Origin of the sequence: Pseudomonas sp. CAN1, assembly GCF_030462585.1 — a bacterium.
GTDB lineage: Bacteria > Pseudomonadota > Gammaproteobacteria > Pseudomonadales > Pseudomonadaceae > Pseudomonas.
The window spans coordinates 1-22,309 of record NZ_JASMRU010000004.1 but is presented as its reverse complement, the minus strand read 5'-3'; the positions used below and the strand labels follow the sequence as shown (position 1 = coordinate 22,309).

General features: G+C 66.3%; 16 protein-coding genes. 13 read left to right on the top strand and 3 right to left on the bottom strand.

Going from position 1 to position 22,309, the window contains the following annotated elements:
* Positions 1-164: 164 nt before the first annotated feature.
* The 9 genes from thiI to QO207_RS07340 all read left to right on the top strand — a co-directional run bounded on the left by thiI (position 165) and on the right by QO207_RS07340 (position 13,948).
* On the top strand, positions 165-1,619 hold the full coding sequence (gene thiI, locus QO207_RS07380; protein ID WP_301531835.1) for a tRNA uracil 4-sulfurtransferase ThiI: 1,455 nt from the start codon (positions 165-167) through the stop codon (positions 1,617-1,619).
* A 170-nt stretch (positions 1,620-1,789) separates the two neighbouring features.
* Positions 1,790-3,610 carry a translational GTPase TypA gene (gene typA / locus QO207_RS07375; protein WP_301531834.1) on the top strand — a complete coding sequence of 607 codons (1,821 nt, stop codon included), beginning with the start codon at positions 1,790-1,792 and terminating at the stop codon, positions 3,608-3,610.
* Between the two features lie 472 nt (positions 3,611-4,082).
* A complete protein-coding gene (locus QO207_RS07370) occupies positions 4,083-7,799 on the top strand; it encodes a DUF2339 domain-containing protein (RefSeq protein WP_301531833.1) in 3,717 nt (1,238 codons plus the stop codon).
* Positions 7,796-9,160: a DUF3999 domain-containing protein gene (locus QO207_RS07365; RefSeq protein WP_301531832.1), complete on the top strand. Its 1,365-nt coding sequence runs from the start codon at positions 7,796-7,798 to the stop codon at positions 9,158-9,160. The genes QO207_RS07370 and QO207_RS07365 overlap by 4 nt, the downstream gene beginning before the upstream one ends.
* Before the next feature lie 101 nt (positions 9,161-9,261).
* A complete protein-coding gene (gene estP, locus QO207_RS07360) occupies positions 9,262-11,169 on the top strand; it encodes an esterase EstP (RefSeq protein ID WP_301531831.1) in 1,908 nt (635 codons plus the stop codon).
* 231 nt (positions 11,170-11,400) lie between these two features.
* Positions 11,401-12,414, top strand: a complete 1,014-nt coding sequence (locus QO207_RS07355; protein WP_301531830.1) for a class 1 fructose-bisphosphatase — start codon at positions 11,401-11,403, stop codon at positions 12,412-12,414.
* The gene (locus tag QO207_RS07350) at positions 12,414-13,019 is read left to right on the top strand and encodes a DUF924 family protein (protein ID WP_301531829.1); all 606 of its coding nucleotides are present in this window, start codon (positions 12,414-12,416) and stop codon (positions 13,017-13,019) included. Before QO207_RS07355 ends, QO207_RS07350 begins: the two co-directional genes overlap by 1 nt.
* A 73-nt stretch (positions 13,020-13,092) precedes the next feature.
* Positions 13,093-13,347 (top strand): outer membrane protein assembly factor BamE, encoded by a 255-nt coding sequence (gene bamE / locus QO207_RS07345; protein ID WP_301531828.1) that lies wholly within the window; start codon positions 13,093-13,095, stop codon positions 13,345-13,347.
* 37 nt (positions 13,348-13,384) lie between these two features.
* Positions 13,385-13,948, top strand: coding sequence for a lipocalin family protein (locus tag QO207_RS07340; protein ID WP_301531827.1), 564 nt, complete (start codon positions 13,385-13,387; stop codon positions 13,946-13,948).
* Positions 13,949-14,092: 144 nt separating this feature from the next.
* On the opposite strand, the gene QO207_RS07335 is transcribed toward QO207_RS07340, so the two are convergent.
* The gene (locus tag QO207_RS07335) at positions 14,093-15,457 is read right to left on the bottom strand and encodes a formimidoylglutamate deiminase (protein ID WP_301531826.1); all 1,365 of its coding nucleotides are present in this window, start codon (positions 15,455-15,457) and stop codon (positions 14,093-14,095) included.
* 235 nt (positions 15,458-15,692) lie between these two features.
* On the opposite strand from QO207_RS07335, the gene hutC reads away from it, so the two are divergent.
* Both hutC and QO207_RS07325 read left to right on the top strand, forming a co-directional pair.
* Positions 15,693-16,403 (top strand): histidine utilization repressor, encoded by a 711-nt coding sequence (gene hutC, locus QO207_RS07330; RefSeq protein ID WP_301532073.1) that lies wholly within the window; start codon positions 15,693-15,695, stop codon positions 16,401-16,403.
* Positions 16,400-16,990: a HutD family protein gene (locus QO207_RS07325; RefSeq protein WP_301531825.1), complete on the top strand. Its 591-nt coding sequence runs from the start codon at positions 16,400-16,402 to the stop codon at positions 16,988-16,990. The genes hutC and QO207_RS07325 overlap by 4 nt, the downstream gene beginning before the upstream one ends.
* A gap of 14 nt (positions 16,991-17,004) precedes the next feature.
* On the opposite strand, the gene QO207_RS07320 is transcribed toward QO207_RS07325, so the two are convergent.
* Together QO207_RS07320 and hutH are read right to left on the bottom strand one after the other, a co-directional pair.
* Entirely contained in the window at positions 17,005-17,232 is a 228-nt protein-coding gene (locus QO207_RS07320) for a hypothetical protein (RefSeq protein ID WP_301531824.1), read from the bottom strand.
* Between the two features lie 257 nt (positions 17,233-17,489).
* The gene (hutH, locus tag QO207_RS07315) at positions 17,490-19,019 is read right to left on the bottom strand and encodes a histidine ammonia-lyase (protein ID WP_301531823.1); all 1,530 of its coding nucleotides are present in this window, start codon (positions 19,017-19,019) and stop codon (positions 17,490-17,492) included.
* Positions 19,020-19,253: 234 nt separating this feature from the next.
* Between hutH and QO207_RS07310 the strand changes: the two genes are divergently transcribed.
* Together QO207_RS07310 and hutU are read left to right on the top strand one after the other, a co-directional pair.
* Positions 19,254-20,267, top strand: a complete 1,014-nt coding sequence (locus tag QO207_RS07310) for an ABC transporter substrate-binding protein (RefSeq protein ID WP_301531822.1) — start codon at positions 19,254-19,256, stop codon at positions 20,265-20,267.
* Positions 20,268-20,727: 460 nt separating this feature from the next.
* The coding region (hutU, locus tag QO207_RS07305) for a urocanate hydratase (RefSeq protein ID WP_301531821.1) at positions 20,728-22,309 on the top strand (1,582 nt) is incomplete at its 3' end.

Here is a 22,309-nt window from a genome sequence, read left to right as displayed (position 1 = left end):
GGTGAACTGCGCCGAAATAGTGCACCGCTTTGGTGCTCCGTCGTGGTGCATGAGTCCATTTTGGTGCGCCAAAAAGAAAGTCTCCGATTTCTGCTCAAGTCTTGAGCAATTTCGGATATAATTCCGCCCCTTTTTTTCAGTCCCATGGCAACCGCCCGATTCGCATGAAACTCATCGTCAAGGTCTTCCAGGAAATCACCATCAAGAGCCGGCCGGTGCGCAAGCGCTTCATCCGCCAGTTGGCGAAGAACATTCGCACGGTGCTCCGCGACCTCGACCCGGAGCTGCTGGTCGAAGGCGAGTGGGACAACCTCGAAGTCGAGACCAAGGTCACCGACCCCAAGATTCTGCGCGAGATGATCGAGCGCCTGACCTGCACGCCGGGCATCGGCCACTTCCTGGAAGTGCACGAATACCCGCTGGGCGATTTCGACGACATCCTCGAGAAGTGCAAGGCGCATTTCGGCGACAAGCTGCCGGGCAAGGTCTTCTCCATGCGCTGCAAGCGCGCCGGCAAGCACCCGTTCACCTCCATCGACGTGGAGCGCTATGTCGGTGGTGGCCTGCGCCAGCACTGCGGCGCGGCGGGCGTGTCGCTGAAGAACCCGGAAGTGGAAGTGCGCGTGGAAATCCGCCACGACCGCCTCTACGTGATCCACGCCCAGCACGATGGCCTTGGCGGCTACCCGCTGGGCGCGCTGGAGCAGGTGCTGGTGCTGATGTCCGGTGGCTTCGACTCCACCGTGGCGGCCTACCAGATGATGCGCCGCGGCATGATCAGCCACTTCGTGTTCTTCAACCTCGGCGGCCGTGCCCACGAACTGGGCGTGATGGAAGTCGCGCACTACCTGTGGAAGAAGTACGGCAGCTCGCAGCGCGTGCTGTTCGTCAGCGTGCCTTTCGAGGAAGTGGTCGGCGAGATTCTCACCAAGGTCGACGACAGCTATATGGGCGTGACCCTGAAACGCATGATGCTGCGCGCTGCGAGCCGCGTGGCCGAGCGCCTGGAGATCGACGCGCTGGTGACCGGCGAGGCGATTTCCCAGGTGTCCAGCCAGACCTTGCCGAACCTCTCGGTGATCGACCGGGTGACCGACACCCTGGTCCTGCGCCCGCTGATCGTCAGCCACAAGCAGGACATCATCGACACCGCCACCCAGATCGGCACCGCCGAGTTCGCCAAGCACATGCCCGAATACTGCGGCGTGATCTCGGTGAACCCGACCACCCAGGCCAAGCCGTACCGCGTCGACCACGAAGAAACCAAGTTCGACATGGCCGTGCTCGATCGCGCCCTGGAGCGTTCCACCCAGATGACCGTCGACCGTGTGATCGACGAGCTGGGCAAGGACCTCGCCGTGGAGATGGTCGACGAAGTGCTGGCCGGGCAGATCGTGGTGGACATTCGTCACCCCGACGCCCAGGAAGATGAACCGCTGGCCATCGAGGGCATCGAAGTGCTGCCGATGCCGTTCTACGCGATCAACAGCAAGTTCAAGGAACTGGACCCCAACCGCCAGTACCTCCTGTATTGCGACAAGGGCGTGATGAGTCGCCTGCACGCCCACCACCTGGTCAACGAAGGGCACACCAATGTGCGTGTTTACCGTCCGCAATAAAGGCGCGGACCAACGCCGCCAGCCCGGACTGTTTGGCGGCAGTATCCGCCACCGACCTCCCGACACATTCGGTGCGTAGGCTCACGCCCTGACCTTTTGCACCGCCGCGCCACGGGCCGGCCCCCGCTGCCGAAAACGGCAGCCGAAGATTCACTATCGAGACTGACACTGTGATCGAAAAACTGCGCAACATCGCCATCATCGCCCACGTCGACCATGGCAAGACCACCCTCGTAGACAAGCTCCTGCGCCTGTCCGGCACCCTCGACCGCAAAGAAGCGGAAAACGAGCGCGTGATGGACTCCAACGACCAGGAAAAAGAGCGTGGTATCACCATTCTGGCGAAGAACACCGCCCTGAAATGGAACGACTACAGCATCAACATCGTCGACACCCCCGGCCACGCCGACTTCGGCGGTGAGGTTGAGCGCGTGATGTCGATGGTCGACTCCGTACTGCTGGTGGTCGACGCCCAGGACGGCCCGATGCCGCAAACCCGTTTCGTGACCCAGAAGGCGTTCAAGGCCGGCCTGCGTCCGATCGTGGTGGTGAACAAGATCGACCGTCCGGGCGCGCGTCCTGACTGGGTCATCGACCAGATCTTCGACCTGTTCGACAACCTCGGCGCCACCGACGAGCAGCTGGACTTCCCGATCGTCTACGCCAGTGCCCTGAACGGCATCGCCGGCATGGACCACGAGAAGATGGACGACAACATGGACGCGCTGTTCCAGGCGATCATCGACCACGTTCCGGCGCCGAAAGTCGACGTCGACGGTCCGTTCCAGATGCAGATCTCCCAGCTGGACTACAACAGCTTCCTCGGCGTGATCGGCATCGGCCGTATCGCCCGCGGCAAGGTCAAGACCAACACCCCGGTCGTGGCCATCAGCGACGACGGCACCAAGCGCAACGGCCGTATCCTGAAGATCATGGGCCACTCGGGTCTGCAGCGCATCGAAGTCGCTGAAGCCGAAGCCGGCGACATCGTCTGCGTCTCGGGCATGGACGAGCTGTTCATTTCCGACACCCTGTGCGACCCGCAGAACGTCGAAGCGCGCCCGCCGCTGACTGTTGACCAGCCGACCGTGAGCATGACCTTCCAGGTCAACGACTCGCCGTTCGCCGGCAAAGAAGGCAAGTTCGTCACCAGCCGCAACATCAAGGACCGTCTGGACAAGGAACTGCTGCACAACGTGGCCCTGCGCGTCGAGCAAGGCGACTCCCCGGAGAAGTTCAAGGTCTCCGGCCGTGGCGAACTGCACCTCTCGGTTCTGATCGAGACCATGCGCCGTGAAGGCTTCGAGCTGGCCGTAGGCCGTCCGGAAGTGGTCATCATCGAGACCGCCGACGGCGAGAAGCAGGAGCCCTACGAGAACGTCACCATCGACATCGAAGAGCAGCACCAGGGCTCGGTGATGGAGCAGATGGGCCTGCGTAAGGGCGATCTGACCAACATGATCCCCGACGGCAAGGGCCGTGTACGCCTGGAATACACCATCCCGGCGCGTGGCCTGATCGGCTTCCGTAACAACTTCCTGACCCTGACCTCGGGCACCGGCATCCTGACCTCGACCTTCAGCCACTACGGCCCGATCAAGGCCGGCGAAGTGACCAACCGTCAGAACGGCGTACTGGTCTCCATGGCCACCGGCACCGCGCTGACCTACTCCCTGGAAACCCTGCAGAGCCGCGGCAAGCTGTTCCTCGGCCCAGGCGACGAGATCTACGAAGGCCAGCTGGCCGGCATCAACAGCCGCGACAACGACCTGGTGATCAACCCCACCAAGGGCAAGAAGCTCGACAACATGCGCGCTTCGGGCAAAGACGAAGTCATCGCCCTGGTTCCGCCGATCCGCTTCACCCTGGAACAGGCTCTGGAATTCATCGCCGATGACGAGCTGGTGGAAGTGACTCCGAAGTCCATCCGTCTGCGCAAGAAAATGCTCAACGAGAACGACCGCAAGCGCTACGAACGCGCCAAGGTCTGATCGATCTGCAGTGAAAAAGCCGGGCTTATGCCCGGCTTTTTTTTTGCCTGTCGCAAGGCCCGGCTCGGGCGCTGGGGCCTGACCGTAGGGCGCATAACGCGCCAGCGTTATCCGCACTACGAAAAGCGAGCGGATCACTCGCCTGTTCTGGTGCTGGGCGGGTTCGCGAGCAAGCTCGCTCCTACAGTCGGCCAAACCCGTTCGGTGGGAAAAAGCTGGGCAATCGCCAGCTCTTCGTAGGAGCGAGCTTGCTCGCGAACATATTTCCCGACAGCGCCGGCGCTGGACGGGATGGCACGCGGCAACAATTCGCAGCGCACCACGTGGCTGGGCAGGGGGATCGCGACGTCTGATCCTGTGAAGCTGAGAGATAGTGGACGCAGGCCAGGGACTTGGGCCGATATACTCAGCCTCCCGGACCTTGCCGTCCGGGTCGGGATGGATTCGCAAAGAACCTCAAGGATTCGAAAGCATGCAATGGATTTTCATGCTGGTCGGCCTGGTCATCGGCGCCGCTGCGGGCGAGTCGATCACCGGGGCGGTATTGGGTGCGGTAGCCGGCCTCGCACTGGGGCAGAGCATCGTGCTGATGGAACTCAAGCGCGAGAACGGTGCGCTGCGCCAGGAGCTCAAGGCTTTCGGCGAGCGCTTCGAGCAGGGCACCCAGGCCCTGTATGAGCGCCTGCTGAAGGTGGAGCAACGCGCCGAGCGCACGCCGCTGCCGGATGTGGAGTACGAGGCGCCTGACCTGGCCCCGACGCTGCCCACCGAGCCGAGCGAGACTGCGCCCGAGCCGCAGGCGACCGTCGCCGAGCCAGCTGCCACCGAGCTGGACTGGGACATCGAACTGCCCGCCGCCGAGACGGCTCCGGCTGCCGCCGTAGGGGAGGAAGCGCCCGTCGAGTGGTCGAACCTGGTGCTCGAACCGCTGGAAAGCCCCGCGCCGCAGGTCCGCGCCGCAGAGCCCGCTGCACGACCGCAGCCTGCTCCCGCCGCGCCGCCAGCACCGCCGCCGCCGCCCACTCCCTCCGTACTTGACCGAGCCTTCGGCGCCGCCCGCGATTGGCTGCTGGGCGGCAACACCGTGCTGCGCGTCGGCGTGGTGCTGCTGTTCCTCGGCCTGGCCTTCCTGCTGCGCTACGCCACCGAAGGCATGACCATGCCGCCGCAGGGGCCGTACCTCGGCACTGCAGCCGCCGCGCTGGCACTGCTAGGCCTGGGCTGGTGGCTGCGTCATCGGCGCCCGGCCTATGCACTGATCCTCCAGGGTACCGGCATCGCCGTGCTCTACCTGACGGTGTTCGCCAGCATCAAGCTGTACCCGGCGATGAACCATGGTGAAGTGCTGATCGACCCGAACGCCGGCTTCGTATTGCTGGTGGCGGTTACCCTGTTCTCGGCGATACTCGCGATCCTGCAGGACGCCCTGGGCCTCGCCGCCGCTGCCGCGCTGGGTGGTTTCGCCGCGCCGATCCTGGCCTCTACCGGCGGTGGCAGCCACGTCGCGCTGTTCAGCTACTTCGCCCTGCTCAACGCCGGCATCTTCGCCATCGCCTGGTTCAAGGCCTGGCGGATGCTCAACCTGATCGGCTTCTTCGGCACCTTCGGCATTGGTCTGGCCTGGGGCCTGCGCTCCTACAAGCCGGAGCTGTTCGGCACGACCGAGCCGTTCCTGATCCTGTTCTTCCTCACCTACGTCGCCATCGGCCTGCTGTTCGCCCGCCGTCGCCTGCGCGAAGCAGCTGGCGCGCCGGAGGACGATTCTCGCGAGGCGCTGCTGCGCTGGTCGACGCGGCAGACCGACTACGTCGACGGCACCGTGCTGTTCGGCACGCCGCTGGTGGGCTTCGGCCTGCAGTACGCGATCATCCAGCACCTGGAGTTCGGCGCGGCGTTCAGCGCCCTGGCGCTGGGCCTGTTCTACATGGTCATTGCCCGTGTGCTGGCCGGGCGCACCGCCGGCCGCGCGCTGCTGCTGGTGGAGACCTGCCTGGCGCTGGGCGTGGTGTTCGGCACCCTGGCGATCCCGCTGGGCCTGGATGCACGCTGGACCTCCGCCGCCTGGGCGGTGGAAGGCGCCGGCATCTTCTGGCTCGGCCTGCGTCAGCAGCGGCCACTGGCGCGCATCTTCGCCTTGTTGCTGCAGGTCGGCGCAGCGCTGGCATTCCTCGCCGGCCTGCATGCCGACCCACAGTCGCTGACGCTGCTCGAAGGCGCCCCGCTGGGTGCGCTGATGCTCGGTGTGGCACTGCTGTTCAGCTTCTGGAACCTGCGCAATGCCGATGCGCAGACCCTGCGCAGCTGGGAGCCGGGTGCACGTCCGGTCCTGGCGACGTTTGGCCTGGCTTTCCTCTACCTGATCGCGCCGCTGCTGATGGGCGCCGATGGCACCGCCATGACCTGGGCGGTGGCCGGGCTGGCCACGCTGTTCGCCGCGCTGCGCCTGCGTTCGCGGACCTTCCTGGCCTGCGCCTTTGTGGTGCAGTTGCTCGGCGGCGCGGTGTTCCTCCTGCATCTGCACGGCGCTCAGGAGGGCAGCGGCGTACTCGGCTCGGGCTGGCGCGGGTTGGTGACGGCTTCGCTGATCGGCCTGGCGCTGATCGCCGGCATGCTGATCGCCGCACGCGATTCCATGGTGCGCGACGACCGCCGGCTGATGCTCGGCTTGAGTGTGGTGCTGCTGCTGGGCCTGGTCTTCATCAACCTCGCCGTGCTGTTCGTGCTGCCGTGGCGCACCGCCGCGGCGGTCTGGGCGGGCAGCGGCCTGCTGATCCTCTGGCTGAGCCTGCAGTTGCAGCAGCGCGCCGCGTTCATCTTCGGCCTGGTGCTGCAGGTGATCGGTGCCGGTGCCTTCCTGCTCGGCGGCTCGGCGCTGTTCGGCGACCTGCCCAGCGAGGGCCTGAAACCGCTGGCGCACATGGGCTTCTGGACCCCGACAGTGCTGGCGCTGGCCGCGCTGGTCGGCTCCTGGCGCCTGCACCGGGCCAGCGAACGCGAGCGCAACCTGGCACTGGGCGGACTTGGCCTGGAGCAGCTGTCGCAGCTGCTGCTGGTCTGGGGCGCCGGCTGGTGGGCGCTGACCGCGGTCTGGGAAATCGCCCGCTTCGTGCCCGTGGAGATGCGTGAACACGTGGCGCTGCTGGTGGCGGCGGTCAGCGTCGGACTCTGGTCGCTGCTGGCGCGTCGCGAGCAATGGCGCGCGCTGGCGCTGCTGTGCCTGGCGCTGGTGCCGCTGGCGCTGGTGGCGCTGGCCAGCGCCTGGAACCTGCAATACCACCCGCTGGCGGAACTGGGCTGGCTCGGTTGGCTGGCGGTGTTCGCGGTGCACTTCTTCACCCTGCGCCGGCTCGACGCTCTGCTGCCACGCCGTGCCGCACAGGCGGCCCACGTGCTGGGCTGCTGGCTGATTCTCGGCGTGCTGGCGCTGGAGCTGCGCTACCTGTTCTTCGCCCTGGCCGAGCATTACAACGCCTGGCGCTGGCTGGGCTGGGCGCTGGTGCCGAGCCTGTTCCTGATCCTCATGGGCGGCGTCGCACGCCTGCCATGGCCGGTGGCAGCGTTCGAGCGCGAGTACCGCGCCATCGCCGCAGCGCCCGTGGCCCTGGCGCTGCTGGGCTGGTTCTGGCTGGTCAACCTGTTCAGCAATGGCGCGGCCGACCCGCTGCCCTACCTGCCGCTGGTGAACCCACTCGAGCTGGGCATGCTCATCGTGCTGGCGGCGATTTTCCAGTGGACGCGCCTGGGCCTGCCGCAACTGGGCGTGGCCGAGCCAACCCTGCGCCTGCCGGTGCAGGCGGTGCTGGGCGCTTCGCTGTTCGCCCTGTTGACCATGGCCGTGTGCCGCACCGCGCACCACTGGGGCGGCGTGCCGTTCGAGTTCGACTCCCTGAGCCAGTCCATGCTGGTGCAGGCCGGGCTGTCCATCGTCTGGGCGCTGATCGCCCTGGGCCTGATGATCGCCGGGCACCTGCGCGGCCGCCGCGATTTCTGGCTGGTCGGCGCGGTGCTGCTGGTCGTGGTGGTGATCAAGCTGTTCCTCGTTGACCGTGCCAGCGGCGGCAGTTTGGAACGCATCATTTCCTTCATCGGCGTCGGCGTGCTGATGCTGATCGTCGGCTACTTCGCCCCGCTGCCGCCGCGTCGGCCGGCGGAGGAAGAGCACTCGCAACAGGAGCAACCCTCCGCATGAAGTTGAACCAGATCGTCCTGCTCGCCGGCGCCTGCCTGCTCGCCAGCCACGCCAGTGCGGCGCCGACTCCGGCGGATTTCGCCCACCGCGTGCCGCTGGAAGTTTCCGGCAACGGCCCCTGGTACCGCGTGCAGCTACCCATCGACGTGCTGTTCGCCGCGCGCCATGGCGACCTGCGCGACGTGCGCATCTTCAACGCCGAAGGCGAGGCGCTGCCCTACAGCCTGCGCACCACGGCGGCCAGCGAAAAGGAGGTGCGCAGCGAAGTACAGGCGCGCATCTTCCCGTTGCGCGGCACCTCCGGCAGCGCGGCCGGCGACAACCTGAAGATCGTCCGCAGCACCACCGGCACCATCCTCGAAATTACCCCCAGCTCGCCGGCCCAGGACAAGACCCAGGTGCTGCGCGGCTGGCTGCTGGAAACCGGTTCCGGCGACCTGCCGCTGGACCGCCTGCAACTGGACTGGACCGCTGATGGCGACGGCTTCCAGCGCCTGCGCATCGAGGCCAGCGATGACCTGGAGCACTGGCGCTCGCTGGGCGAAGGGCAGCTGGCACGGCTGGATTTCAATGGCCAGCGCATCGAGCAGAACAGCATCACCCTGCCGGGCGAGACGGCACGTTACCTGCGCCTGTGGTGGGAGTCGCCGGAGCAGGCCGCGCAGCTGGTCGGCGCTACCTTGAGCGGCAGCCGCAGCAGCACCGGGCCGACACCGATGCTCTGGTCCGAGCCGCTGGTGGCCAAGGCCGACAGCAATGGCGATTTCAGCTGGAGCCTGCCGCTGGCGCTGCCGGTGGAGCGCGTGCGGATTCCCCTGCAGCAGGACAACACCCTGGCGCCGGTGGTGATCTCCGGTCGCCAGGGCGACAAGGTGCAGTGGGCCCCGCTGGCGCGCGGCGTGCTGTACCGCCTGCCGGGGCAGGGCGGCGAGATCACCCAGGAAGTGCTGGAGCTGCCGGGCGGCACTGTGAGCCAGCTGCGCCTGCAGGTGGATTCGCGCGGCGGTGGCCTGGGCGGTTCCACCGCGCACCTGAGTGTCGGCGTGCGCGCCAGCGAGCTGGTGTTCCTTGCCCGCGGCGGTGCGCCCTACGAACTGGCGGTAGGCGGCAGCTCCATCAGCGACGGCAGCCTGCCGCTGAGCACCCTGGTGCCCGGCTACGAGCCCAAGCGCCTGGCCAGCATGGGCGAGGCGCGGCTCAAGGGCACCCTGCAAGCGCCGGTATCGGTGCCGCCGGAGAATGCCGCCAAAGCCGATACCCACTGGAAACGCTACGGCCTGTGGGCGCTGCTGCTGGCGGGTGTCGGCCTGCTCGCGCTGATGGCGCTGAGCCTGCTGCGGAGTAACCGTCAGGCGAGCTGATCGACGCGGATCGCCGCAAGATAGGGGTGTCGCCTGTAGAAATTCTGATACTGTCTTGCTTGTTCTGATTGCCAAATAACAACAAAGCATGGAGTAGCAGAATGATCAGAAAGGCGCTCACCCCGCTGGCGGCTGCGTGCGCGATGGCCATTGCCGCACAGGCCTTAGCAGCCCCTTCGCCGTATTCCACCATGGTCGTCTTCGGCGACAGCCTGAGCGATTCCGGCCAGTTCGCCGATGCCGGCGGCCCGGCCGGTGCCAGCACCCGCTTCACCAACCGCGTCGGCCCGACCTACCTGGACGGCAGCGGCGAGATCTTCGGCCCCACCGCGCCGATGATCCTGGGCGGCAAGCTGGGCATCAACGCCGCCGACCTGAACCCCTCGACCTCGCTGGTGCCCGGCACCGTCGACGGCAACAACTGGGCAGTCGGCGGTTACCGCACCGACCAGATCTACGATTCGATCACCGCTGCCGGCGGCTCGACCGTCACCTCCGGCTCCGACACCCGCACCCGCGACGGCTACCTGGTGAACAATCGCGCCGACCCGAATGCGCTGTACTACCTCACCGGCGGCGGCAACGACTTCCTCCAGCTGCGCATCACCAACGACCCCACCGCCCGCGCCGCTGCCGGCCGCCTGGTGGACAGCGTGGATGCGCTGCACAACGCCGGGGCGCGCTACATCATGGTCTGGCTGCTGCCCGACCTCGGCCAGACCCCGGCCACCAACGGCACCGCGCTGGAGTCCTTCGGCACCGAGCTGTCGGGCATCTTCAACCAGGAGCTGGTCAGCCAGCTGGCCGCCTCCAACGCCAACGTCATTCCGCTGAACATCCCGGCGATGTTCAAGGAAGTGCTGGCCAATCCGGGCGCCTACGGCCTGGCCACCGACCAGAACCTGATCGGCACCTGCTTCAGCGGCAACAGCTGCCCGGAGAACGCGGTCTACGGCCGCCACGGCACCAACCCCGATCCGACCAAGCTGATCTTCAACGACGGCGTGCACCCGACCATCGCCGGCCAGACGCTGATCGCCGACTACGCCTATTCGGTGCTCTCCGCGCCGTGGGAAGCGACCATGCTGCCGGAGATGGCGCTAGGTACCTACAACGCCTACCAGGACCAGCTGCGCAGCCAGTGGCTGTCCGACTGGGAGAGCTGGCAGGGCACCGGCCAGTGGCGCGGCTTCGTCAGCGGCGGTGCGCAGCACCTGGACTACGACGACCAGGACAGCGCGGCCGACGGCGATGGCTATGGCGCCAACCTGACCCTGGGCACCAGCTACCGCCTCGACGACGCCTGGCGTGTCGGCGGCTCTTTGGGCTTCTACCGGCAGAAGCTGGAGCTTGGCTCCAACGACTCCGACTACAAGCTCAACAGCTACCTGGGCAGCCTGTTCGTGCAGTTCCAGCAGAACCGCTGGTGGGCCGATGCCTCGGTGACCGGCGGCAAGCTCGACTTCGACGAGGCGAACCGCAAGTTCTCCATCATCGACCACGAGGTCGAGGAGAAGGCCGATACCGACGGCAGCCTGCTGGCCTTCAGCGGTCGCATCGGCTACGACATCGCCCAGGGTGGCGAGAACTGGCACCTGTCGCCCTTCGTCAGCGCCGACTGGGCGCGGGTGAAGGTGGATGGCTACGAGGAAGGCAGCGGCCGTTCCACCGCGCTGGCCTATGACGAGCAGACCCGCTATTCCCGTCGCCTGGGCGTGGGCCTGCAGGGCAAGTTCGATGTTTCGCCGCAGACCCAGCTGTTCGGTGAGGTTGCAGTGGAGCGCGAGTACGCCGACGACACCCAGAACGTCGGCATGAACTTCACCAGCCTGCCCGACATCGGCTTCAGCCTGCAGGGCTACACCCCGCAGAGCCACCTGCAGCGCGCCACCATCGGCGTTGCCCAGAAGCTGACCCCGGAGCTGACCCTGCGCGGCGGCTACAGCGCGCACCGCAGCAGCGACGACCTGGCTCAAGGCGTGAACCTGGCACTCAGCCTGGACTTCTGATCGCCTGAAACGAGCGCAGCGGGGTGACGGGCAGTGACGGCCGTCACCCCGCTTGCTTTGCAGCGGACGAGTCGCCGCGCGGCCGAAGGTCGCGGTGTCGCCCTGCCGTGGGGAACTGCCCGTGTCCGGCGGGCTCCAAGCAGGCGACGAGACCTGCGTCAGGGAGGCATTGCTGTCCTGGACACGCTAGAATGCGCCCTGATTTTTCTATCTTCTCCCCTGGAGTCTTCCATGTCCCGCGTTACCCTGAGCCGCTACCTGATCGAGCAGACCCGCAGTCACAACACCCCGGCCGACCTGCGTCACCTCGTGGAAGTGGTGGCCCGCGCGTGCAAGGAGATCAGCCACGCCGTGTCCAAGGGCGCGCTGGGCGGCGTGCTCGGCAGCATGGAAACCGAGAACGTGCAGGGCGAGGTGCAGAAGAAGCTGGACGTGCTGTCCAACGAAATCCTCCTGGAAGCCAACGAGTGGGCCGGTAACCTGGCCGGCATGGCCTCCGAGGAAATGGACCACCCCTACCAGATTCCGGGCAAGTACCCCAAAGGCGCCTACCTGCTGGTCTTCGACCCGCTGGACGGCTCCTCCAACATCGACGTCAACGTCTCGGTCGGCACCATCTTCTCGGTACTGCGCTGCCCGCAGGAATACCTGAGCCAGAACGACAGCCTGCGCGAGGAAGCCTTCCTCCAGCCGGGCACCACCCAGGTCGCCGCCGGCTACGCCATCTACGGCCCGCAGACCATGCTGATCCTGACCCTGGGCAACGGCGTGAAAGGCTTCACCCTGGACCGCGAGCTGGGCAGCTTCGTGATGACCCACGACAACATCAGCGTGCCGACCAGCACCGCCGAGTTCGCCATCAACATGTCCAACGAGCGCCACTGGGAAGCCCCGGTACAGCGCTACGTCAGCGAGCTGCTGGCCGGCAAGGAAGGCCCGCTGGGCAAGAACTACAACATGCGCTGGATCGCCTCCATGGTGGCCGACGTGCACCGCATCCTGACCCGCGGCGGTGTGTTCATGTACCCGCGTGACTCCCGTGAGCCGGAGAAGCCCGGCAAGCTGCGCCTGATGTACGAAGCCAACCCGATGTCCTTCATCATCGAGCAGGCTGGTGGTGCCGCCACCAACGGCAAGCAGCGCATCCTCGACATCCAGCCCGACAGCCTGCACCAGCGTGTTGCGGTGTTCCTCGGCTCGAAGGAAGAAGTCGAACGCGCCACCGCCTACCACCAGGAAGGCTGATGAGCGCCGCGCCCTGGCAGGCCCTGCTCGACTGGTGGTTCGGCACTGCGCTGGATGCCAATGAGGTCGCTGCCCAGCGCAATGCGCTGTGGTTCGGCAAGAGCGGCTGCCAGGACCTGGACTCGGAAAACCGTTTCGGCGGCCTGGTGCGCCAGGCCCTGGACGGCGGTCTGCAGGAGTGGGAGCGCGAGCCGCAGAGCTGGCTGGCGCTGATCCTGCTGCTGGACCAGCTGCCGCGGATGATCTTCCGCGACTCCCCGCGCGCCTACGCCGGCGACGCCCGCGCCCAGCAACTGGTGCGCCAGGGCCTGGCGGCCGGTTTCGACCGCCAGCTGCCGCGCATCGAGCGGGTGTTCGTCTACATCGTGCTGGAGCACGCCGAAGACCTGGCCAGCCAGAACGAAGCGGTGCGCCTGTACGAAACACTGCAGGGCGAGTCCAGCGACAGCGAGAAGGTGCTGTTCGCCGGCTACCTCGCCTACGCGCGCAAGCATCAGGTGGTGGTCGAGCGCTTCGGTCGCTTCCCCCATCGCAATGCCATCCTCGACCGGCAGTCCACGGCGGAAGAAGCGCAGTTCCTCACGGAACCCGGCTCGCGTTTCTGACTCCAACCCGGCGGCCATCCCGCCTGCCCTGTGCCAAGCTGTTGACCGGGCCCCTCAAACAATGGAGTTGTCGATGTCCTTCCGCCGCCTCGCGCTCGTCGCGTTCTGCATCTTCCTGGCCGCTTGCAGCAAAGTGAACCAGGAGAACTATTCCAAGATCAAAACCGGCATGAGCAAGGCCGACGTCGAGAGCCTGCTCGGCAAGCCCACTGAATGCTCCGGCGCGCTGGGCGTTTCCAGTTGCACCTGGGGCGATGAGAAAGCCTTCATCAGCATCCAGTACGCCGGTGACAAAGTGCTGCTGTTCTCCGCCCAGGGCTTGAAGTAAGCGCCCAGAGGCGGGGCAGGCGGCCAAGGAGGAGCGAATGCGTCAATCCATCCGGCTGGCCTGCCTGGCCGCACCGCTTGCCGCCCTGCTGGGCGGCTGCGCGGGTTCCAGCCAACAGCCGCCGCAGACCGTGCAGGTCGACCTCAAGCGCTACGAGGGCACCTGGTACGAGCTGGCGCGCAAGCCGATGTTCTTCCAGCGCCACTGCGCGCAATCCGAAGCCCATTACCGCCTGCAGGAAGACGCCAGCATCGCGGTGACCAACCGCTGCCTGACCACCGACGGCGAATGGGACCAGGCCACTGGCCGCGCCGAGGCGCAAGTGCCGGGCCGCACCGACAAGCTCTGGGTGCGCTTCGACAACACCTTCTCGCGGGTCTTCCCCGGCCTGGCCAAGGGCGACTACTGGGTGCTCTACGTCGACGACGACTACCAGACCGCGCTGGTCGGTAACCCGAACCGTGAATACCTCTGGCTGCTCTCGCGCAAGCCGGTGGTGCCGGACGCTACCCGCACGAAACTGCTGGAGCTGGCCCATGAGCGCGGTTACCAGACCGACGACCTGATCTGGCGGACGGCGGAAACCGCCACCGCGCCCTGACGAAAAAACGCCCCGAGGGGCGTTTTTTCATGGGATATGTATCGCGAAGCGGGACGGTGCTTTTCGTAGGAGCGAGCTTGCTCGCGAACGGCATAGCTCCGTGCCGTGCAGGTTCGCGAGCAAGCTCGCTCCTACAAGGTTCTTTCAGTCCAGCAGCTCGCGGAGGACCTGGGCGAAAGCAAGGGCGCTCTGTTCTTCGAGGGCATGGCGGCCAGCGCGCACACGCCATTGCCCGGCAACCATCACATCGCGCACCTGGCGATCGCCGCCGGCGAACAGCCAGCGGTTGAGGATGGCGTCGCCACGAGCGCTCTGCAGGTAGGGGTCGCCGCCGTCGAGCACCAGCAGGTCGGCACGCTTGCCCACCGCCAGTTCGCCGGTGGGCTGGCCGAGGGCCTGGGCGCCGCCGGTCAGCGCTGCGTCGAACAGGGTGCGGCCGACCATCGGCTGTTCTGCGCCATAAAGACGGTTGCGGCGCTGGTCGCGCAGGCGCTGGCCGTACTCCAGCCAGCGCAGTTCTTCGACCACGCTGAGCGATACGTGGCTGTCCGAACCGATGCCGAAGCGGCCGTGCTGGGCGAGGTAATCCACCGCCGGGAATATGCCGTCGCCCAGGTTCGCCTCGGTGGTCAGGCAGAGGCCAGCCACCGCGCCACTGCGGGCCATGGCGGTCACTTCGTCGGCTTCGGCGTGTGTGGCGTGGACCAGGCACCAGCGCTCGTCGACTTCAACGTTCTCGTACAGCCACTGCAGCGGGCGGCGGCCGCTCCAGGCCAGGCAGTCGTCGACTTCCTTCTGCTGCTCGGCAATGTGGATGTGCACCGGGCAGCCGCTGGAATCGGCGCGCAGCACCTCGGCGATCTGCTGCGGCGTTACTGCGCGCAGGGAGTGGAAGCACAGGCCGAGGCCCTGCTGCGGCTGCGTCGCGAGGTGCGCACGGAGTCCGTCGATCAGCTTCAGGTAGTTTTCGGTGCTGTTGATGAAGCGGCGCTGGCCTTCGCTGGGTACCTGTCCGCCGAAGCCGGCGTGGGAGTAGAGCACCGGCAGCAGGGTCAGGCCGATGCCGGCGTCCGTCGCCGCCTGGCTGACGCGCAGGGCCAGTTCCGCCGGGTTGGCGTAGGGCTTGCCGTCGACGTCGTGGTGCACGTAGTGGAATTCAGCGACGCCGGTGTAGCCGGCCTTGAGCATCTCGATGTACAGCTGGCGGGCGATGACGCCGACCTGCTCGGGCGACAGGCGGCCGACCAGGCGATACATCAGGTCGCGCCAGGTCCAGAAGCTGTCGTTGGGGTTGCCGGCGACTTCCGCCAGGCCCGCCATGGCGCGCTGGAAGGCGTGCGAATGCAGGTTCGGCATGCCCGCCAGCAGCGGCCCGGCAACCCGCTCGGCGCCTTCTGCGCTGGCGTCCGGGGTGATCGCGGTGAACAGGCCGTCGGCATCGATCTCGAAGCGGACATTGCGCGCCCAGCCAGAGGGCAGCAGGGCGGATTCGGCGAACAGGACGGACATGCGCAGGGCCCTCGCGAGCTTCTTGGAATTTGTATATACATATACAGATGTTTGCCGGGGCCGTAAACTGCAAGGCACCCGACGGTCGTCACAGGACTTGTATGCACCGGTCGAATCCGGTACATGCCGGAGTCAGACCACAGTCGCTTCGCGCCGTCGCCCAGACAAGGAGTTTCCCGTGCCCGCATCGCCCACGCCTACCCCGCCCGCCGAGGGTTCGTCGCTCGCCGCGCAGATGGGGGAAATTCCCGCGCCGCTGTATGCCCGCGTCAAGCAGCTGATCATCCAGCAGATCCAGTCCGGCACCTGGCCGCCGCACCACCGCGTGCCGTCCGAGGCGGAGCTGGTCGAGGAGCTGAGCGTCAGCCGGATGACCATCAACCGCGCGCTGCGCGAGCTGACCGCCGATGGCCTGCTGGTGCGCATGCAGGGCGTCGGCACCTTCGTCGCCGAACCCAAGGGCCAGTCGGCGCTGTTCCAGGTGCAGAACATCGCCGAGGAAATCACCGCCCGCGGCCACAAGCACCATTGCGTGGTGGTCAGCCTGATCGAGGAGCTGGCCACCGCCGAGCGCGCGTTGGCGCTGGACGTGCGCGAAGGGCAGCGCATCTTTCACTCGATCCTGGTGCACTACGAGAACGACATCCCGGTGCAGATCGAGGACCGCTACGTGAATGCGGCCGTGGCGCCGGAATACATGAAGCAGGACTTTACCGGGCAGACGCCGTTCGCCTACCTCACCCAGGTCGCGCCGCTGAGCGAGGGCGAGCACGTGGTCGAGGCGGTGCTGCCCAGCCCCGAGGAATGCAAGCTGCTGTCCGTCGATCGCCACGAGCCGTGCCTGCTGATCCGCCGGCGCACCTGGTCGGGTCGCAATACCGTCACCAGCGCGCGCCTGCTGTATCCGGGTTCGCGCTACCGCCTGGAAGGACGTTTCAGTTCATGACCGATGTGAAGTTGCTGCGCGCCGCCGACTACCCCGCGATGCCCTGGAAGAACGGTGCGGGCACCACCCGCGAGATCGTCCGCGATGCCGGCGACGGCCTGGAAGGCTTCGGCTGGCGCGTGTCGATCGCCGACGTCGGCGCGCCGGGACCGTTCTCCGCGTTCACCGGCTACCAGCGCGTCATCAGCGTGCTGGAAGGCGAGGGCATGCGGCTGAAGGTGGATGGCCGCGATTCCCGCGACCTGCGTTCGCTCGATGCCTTTGCCTTCGATGGTGCCAGTGCAGTGGATTGCACGCTGCTGGGCGGCGCGATCCGTGACTTCAACCTGATCTATTCGCCGGCTCGCTATCGGGCGCGGCTGCAGTGGCTGAGGCTCGACGGTGCGGCGCACTTCTTCAGCAGTGCATCGACCGTGCTGCTGTTCAGTGCGGGGGAGGGCATTCATGTCAGCCGGAACGGCGTGGCCAGCGGTGTGCTGGGGCTGCATGACACGCTGATCGCCGAGGGCGATGGTGCATTGCGCGAGTGGCGGTTGAAGGTGGCGGGCAGTGCGGATATCTGCGTGATCGAACTCGAAGCACGCTGAACAGAAAAGGGCGCCTACGGGGCGCCCTTTTCGTTTGTGTGAACAGCGCTTTGCAGACGCTGTTTGGCTGCTTTGATATAGGCGTTCCAGCGCCGCTTCGGCGTACGCGCGAATTCCGTGTTTCGCCCCCTCGGGCGACCTTCTTTGGCAAACGCCCCAAAGAAGGCAAAGGTCTTGCCCCGGACATCCGGTTTTTCGCTTAGGCGAAAAATACCCTCGTTGAAGCGCAGTTTCAGGGGCACGCCGCGAAGGGCCATCCCTGGCCCATCGCGGCTCTCGCGGCATCCATGCCGCTCAACCCCTGAAGCTCCGCTTCAACGAGGCCTCCTGAACGGGGCCGTTCGGAGTGCTTGGATATTTATCTGGAAGTCTTCACATCCAAAGCCGGGGGAGATGGCTCTTCGTAGGAGCAAGCTTGCTCGCGAACCGCCTTGCGCCGAACTCCCCTGGTAGGAGTGGGCCATGCCCGCGATGGCGGAAAACGCCATCGAACATCCCGTCAGCCGTACAACCGCGCGTAGCCGATCCACCGGCTCATCACCCCATCCTCCACCCAAGCCCGCGCGGCGGCGATGTCCGGGGCGAAGTAGCGGTCCTGTTCGTAGTGCGGCACCTGGCTGCGGATCAGCGTGCGCACTTCCTGCAGTTGCGGCGAGCTTTGCAGCGGCGCGTGGAAGTCCACGCCCTGCGCGGCGGCCAGCAGTTCGATGGCGACCACGCCGGCGCTGTTGCCGGCCATGTCCTGCAGGCGGCGGGCGGCGAAGGTGGCCATGGAAACGTGGTCTTCCTGGTTCGCCGAGGTCGGCAGGCTGTCCACCGAGGCCGGGTGGGCCCAGGTCTTGTTCTCCGAGGCCAGCGCCGCCGAGGTGACCTGGGCGATCATGAAGCCGGAGTTCAGCCCGCCTTCCTTGACCAGGAAGGCCGGTAGCCCGGACATCGCCGGGTCCACCAACTGGGCGATACGCCGTTCGGACAGCGCGCCGATTTCCGAGATGGCCAGCGCCAGCACATCGGAGGCCATGGCCACCGGCTCGGCGTGGAAGTTACCGCCTGACAGAACATCGCCGTCAACGCTGAACACCAGCGGGTTGTCGGAAACCGCGTTGGCCTCACGCAGGAAGACGCCTGCGGCGAAGCGCAGGTGATCCAGGCACGCGCCCATCACCTGCGGCTGGCAGCGTAGCGAGTACGGGTCCTGCACGCGCTTGCAGTCGATGTGCGAGTGGTTGATCGGGCTGTCGTGCAGCAGCTCGCGGTACAGCGCGGCGACCGCGATCTGCCCCGGCTGGCCGCGGACTTCCTGGATGCGCGCGTCGAAGGGTACGAACGAGCCTTTCAGCGCTTCCACCGTCAGGCTGCCGGCCACTACTGCCGAGATGAACAGCCGCTCCGCCGCGAACAGCCCCCGCAGGGCCAGCGCGGTGGAGACCTGGGTACCGTTGATCAGCGCCAGGCCTTCCTTCGGCCCCAGTACCAGTGCTTCGGCGCCGGCAATGGCGAGGCCCTCGGTGGCTTCGAGGATGCGCCCTTCATGGCGGACCTGGCCGACGCCGAGCAGGGTCGCGGACATGTGCGCCAGCGGCGCGAGGTCGCCGGAAGCGCCCACCGAACCCTGCGACGGGATGCACGGGTAGACCCGCGCCTTGTACAGCTTGAGCAGCGTCTCGATGACCGGCAGGCCGACGCCGGAGAAACCGCGCGCCAGGGAGCCGATCTTCAGCGCCATGATCAGCGCGACGCTGGCGTCGTCCAGCAGCGGGCCGGTGCCGGTGCAGTGGGAGAGGATCAGGTTGCGTTGCAGGGTGGCTAGCTGGTCCTCGGCGATGGAGGTGCGCGCCAGCAGGCCGAAGCCGGTGTTGATGCCGTACACGGTGCGCTGGTCGGCGATGATCTGGCTGACCGTCTGCGCGCTGCGCAGGATGGCTTCGCGGCATTCATCCGCGAGGCGCAATTCGGGTTGGTGCTGGTAGATGGCGCGCAGCTGGTCGAGGTCGAACTGGCCGGGCGTCAGGAGCAGGGTTTCGGACATGTCGGCATCCTGGATTCGGTGAAAGTGTTACCGTGGATCGTTCCTGTATATACAGGTATAGCAATCGTTATGCCATGGCGCTCCAGGTCTCGTGGTTCGGCATTTCATCGTGGCGTGCGCTGATACATGGAGGGAGGGAATGTCACCGCCGGTGGCATTTCCAGTCCGATGGTCGTGGGCAAATCGTGGATCGGCGGCTAAACCCAATGGACACCAACGCGCCCGGAGACGCCCATGTCCGCCCCCCGTTGCCTGTTCGCCCTGCTGTTGGCCTTCGGCCTCTGCACGCAGACCTTCGCCGCCTGCCCCTACCCGAAACCCGTGGTGTTCGCCGGGCTGAACTGGGAGAGCGGCATGTTCACCACCGAGGTGCTGCGCTTCATTCTGGAGAAGGGCTACGGCTGCCAGACCGACGCCGTGCCGGGTAACACCGTGACCATGGAGAACGCGCTGAAGCAGAACGACATCCAGGTCACCGGCGAGCAGTGGGCCGGGCGCAGCACCATCTGGCAGCAGGCGGAGCAGGCCGGCCAGGTGTTCTCTGTTGGCGAGACGGTGAAGGGCGCCAACGAAGGCTGGTGGGTGCCWGACTACGTGGTGCATGGCGACGCCAGGCGCGGCATCAAGGCTGCGGCGCCGGACCTGAAGTCCGTCAGCGACCTGCCAAAGTACAAGGCGCTGTTCAAGGATGACGAGGAGCCGGACAAGGGCCGCTTCTACAACTGCCCCACCGGCTGGACCTGCGAGATCGTCAACACGCAGAAGCTCAAGGCCTATGGCCTGGAAGGCAGCTATGTGAACTTCCGCACCGGCGCCGGCCCCGCGCTGGATGCGGCGATCAGCTCGGCCATCGCCCAGGGCAAGCCGGTGCTCTTCTATTACTGGGCGCCGACACCGCTGCTGGGGCGCTTCAAGCTGGTGCAGCTGGAGGAGCCGCCATTCAATGAAGCGGCCTGGAAGACCCTGACCGACGCCAACGACCCCAATCCCAAGGGCTCGCGCTCGCTGCCGGCGAAGATCAGCATCGGTGTTTCCCGCGACTTCCACGACCAGGCGCCGGCGCTGGTGCAGGTGTTCGAGAAGGTCGAGCTGCCGCTGCCGATGTTCAATGCGCTGCTGGCGGACATGGCTGAGCACCACCGTGACGTGGCGGATGTGCGGGCGAAGTTCTTCCGCGAGCACCGCGAGCTGTGGTCGAAGTGGGTGACGGCCGAGGCGGCGACGAAGATTGATGCGGCGTCGAAGTAGCGCGGCAGGATGCGGTTCGCGAGCAAGCTCGCTCCTACAGGTTTGCATCGGCGCGCTCTTGGTAGGAGCGAGCTTGCTCGCGAACAGTGCCGCTGTGGACTGACGTTTCCTGCTCGGGCATAGCTTGTCTATACAAGCTGTGTCCCTTGGTAGCGAGCGGTGTTACCGAACGCAACGAAACGGTGCAGCGAAGCCTGCTTCTGGTGCATTTGTCTGAAGGACAGCGATGTCTGTCAGTCGCTAGCGAATCACTAAAATTCTGTTTTATTCCTTATAAATCAATCATTTGATCGATGAAGATGGCTGGCGGAAAACCCCGCCAGCCAAGGTTGGCCCTCGCTTTGCTTATACTTGTACATACAAGCATAGACATGATGGTGACGAACTCCTCGGCACCGTCGAACGAACCGCCAGGCCGCCCCCCACGGCCAACGACCCGAGCAAAGCGAAGGAGCCCTCCGTGACCAAATTCCGCGACGTCGAAATCCGTGCCCCGCGCGGCACCCAATTGAATGCCAAGAGCTGGCTGACCGAAGCGCCGCTGCGCATGCTGATGAACAACCTCGACCCGGAAGTCGCCGAGAACCCCAAGGAGCTGGTGGTGTAYGGCGGCATCGGCCGCGCCGCGCGCAACTGGGAGTGCTACGACAAGATCGTCGCGACCCTSAAGGAACTGAATGAAGACGAGACCCTGCTGGTGCAGTCCGGCAAGCCGGTCGGCGTCTTCAAGACCCACGCCAACGCCCCGCGCGTGCTGATCGCCAACTCCAACCTGGTGCCGCACTGGGCCAACTGGGAACACTTCAACGAACTGGATGCCAAGGGCCTGGCCATGTATGGCCAGATGACCGCCGGTTCCTGGATCTACATCGGTAGCCAGGGCATCGTCCAGGGCACCTACGAAACCTTCGTCGAGGCCGGCCGCCAGCACTACGACGGTAACCTCAAGGGCCGCTGGGTGCTCACCGCCGGTCTGGGCGGCATGGGTGGCGCCCAGCCGCTGGCCGCCACCCTGGCCGGCGCCTGCTCGCTGAACATCGAATGCCAGCAGAGCCGCATCGACTTCCGCCTCGCCAGCCGCTACGTCGACGAGCAGGCCAAGGACCTCGACGACGCCCTGGCGCGCATCGCCCAGTACACCGCCGAAGGCAAGGCCATCTCCATCGCCCTGCTGGGCAACGCCGCGGAAATCCTCCCGGAACTGCTCAAGCGTGGCGTGCGCCCGGACATGGTCACCGACCAGACCTCCGCCCACGACCCGCTCAACGGCTACCTGCCGGCCGGCTGGACCTGGGAGCAGTACCGCGACCGCGCGCAGACCGACCCGGCTGCCGTGGTGAAGGCCGCCAAGCAGTCCATGGCCGTGCACGTCAAAGCCATGCTGCAGTTCCAGCAGCAGGGCATCCCGACCTTCGACTACGGCAACAACATTCGCCAGATGGCCAAGGAAGAGGGCGTGGCCAACGCCTTCGATTTCCCCGGCTTCGTCCCGGCCTACATCCGCCCGCTGTTCTGCCGTGGCGTCGGTCCGTTCCGCTGGGCCGCTCTGTCGGGCGATGCCGAGGACATCTACAAGACCGACGCCAAGGTGAAGGAGCTGATCCCGGATGACGCCCACCTGCACCGCTGGCTGGACATGGCCCGCGAGCGCATCAGCTTCCAGGGCCTGCCGGCGCGCATCTGCTGGGTCGGCCTGGGCCAGCGCGCCAAGCTCGGCCTGGCGTTCAACGAAATGGTCCGCAGCGGCGAGCTGAAGGCACCGATCGTGATCGGCCGCGACCACCTCGACTCCGGCTCGGTGTCCAGCCCGAACCGCGAGACCGAAGCCATGCAGGACGGCTCCGACGCCGTGTCCGACTGGCCGCTGCTCAACGCCCTGCTGAACACCGCCAGCGGCGCCACCTGGGTTTCGCTGCACCACGGCGGCGGCGTGGGCATGGGCTTCTCCCAGCACTCGGGGATGGTGATCGTCTGCGACGGCACCGACACGCCAAAAATCTCCTGGCCGATCACCACGCCGGGGCCGTGCCCGCTGGCCGGTA

Coding starts and splice junctions, on each gene's coding strand:
- thiI (WP_301531835.1), top strand. CDS start 165: ATGAAACTCATCGTCAAGGTCTTCCAGGAAATCACCATCAAGAGCCGG.
- QO207_RS07370 (WP_301531833.1), top strand. CDS start 4,083: ATGCAATGGATTTTCATGCTGGTCGGCCTGGTCATCGGCGCCGCTGCG.
- QO207_RS07365 (WP_301531832.1), top strand. CDS start 7,796: ATGAAGTTGAACCAGATCGTCCTGCTCGCCGGCGCCTGCCTGCTCGCC.
- estP (WP_301531831.1), top strand. CDS start 9,262: ATGATCAGAAAGGCGCTCACCCCGCTGGCGGCTGCGTGCGCGATGGCC.
- QO207_RS07355 (WP_301531830.1), top strand. CDS start 11,401: ATGTCCCGCGTTACCCTGAGCCGCTACCTGATCGAGCAGACCCGCAGT.
- QO207_RS07350 (WP_301531829.1), top strand. CDS start 12,414: ATGAGCGCCGCGCCCTGGCAGGCCCTGCTCGACTGGTGGTTCGGCACT.
- bamE (WP_301531828.1), top strand. CDS start 13,093: ATGTCCTTCCGCCGCCTCGCGCTCGTCGCGTTCTGCATCTTCCTGGCC.
- QO207_RS07340 (WP_301531827.1), top strand. CDS start 13,385: ATGCGTCAATCCATCCGGCTGGCCTGCCTGGCCGCACCGCTTGCCGCC.
- QO207_RS07335 (WP_301531826.1), bottom strand. CDS start 15,457: ATGTCCGTCCTGTTCGCCGAATCCGCCCTGCTGCCCTCTGGCTGGGCG.
- hutC (WP_301532073.1), top strand. CDS start 15,693: ATGGGGGAAATTCCCGCGCCGCTGTATGCCCGCGTCAAGCAGCTGATC.
- QO207_RS07325 (WP_301531825.1), top strand. CDS start 16,400: ATGACCGATGTGAAGTTGCTGCGCGCCGCCGACTACCCCGCGATGCCC.
- hutH (WP_301531823.1), bottom strand. CDS start 19,019: ATGTCCGAAACCCTGCTCCTGACGCCCGGCCAGTTCGACCTCGACCAG.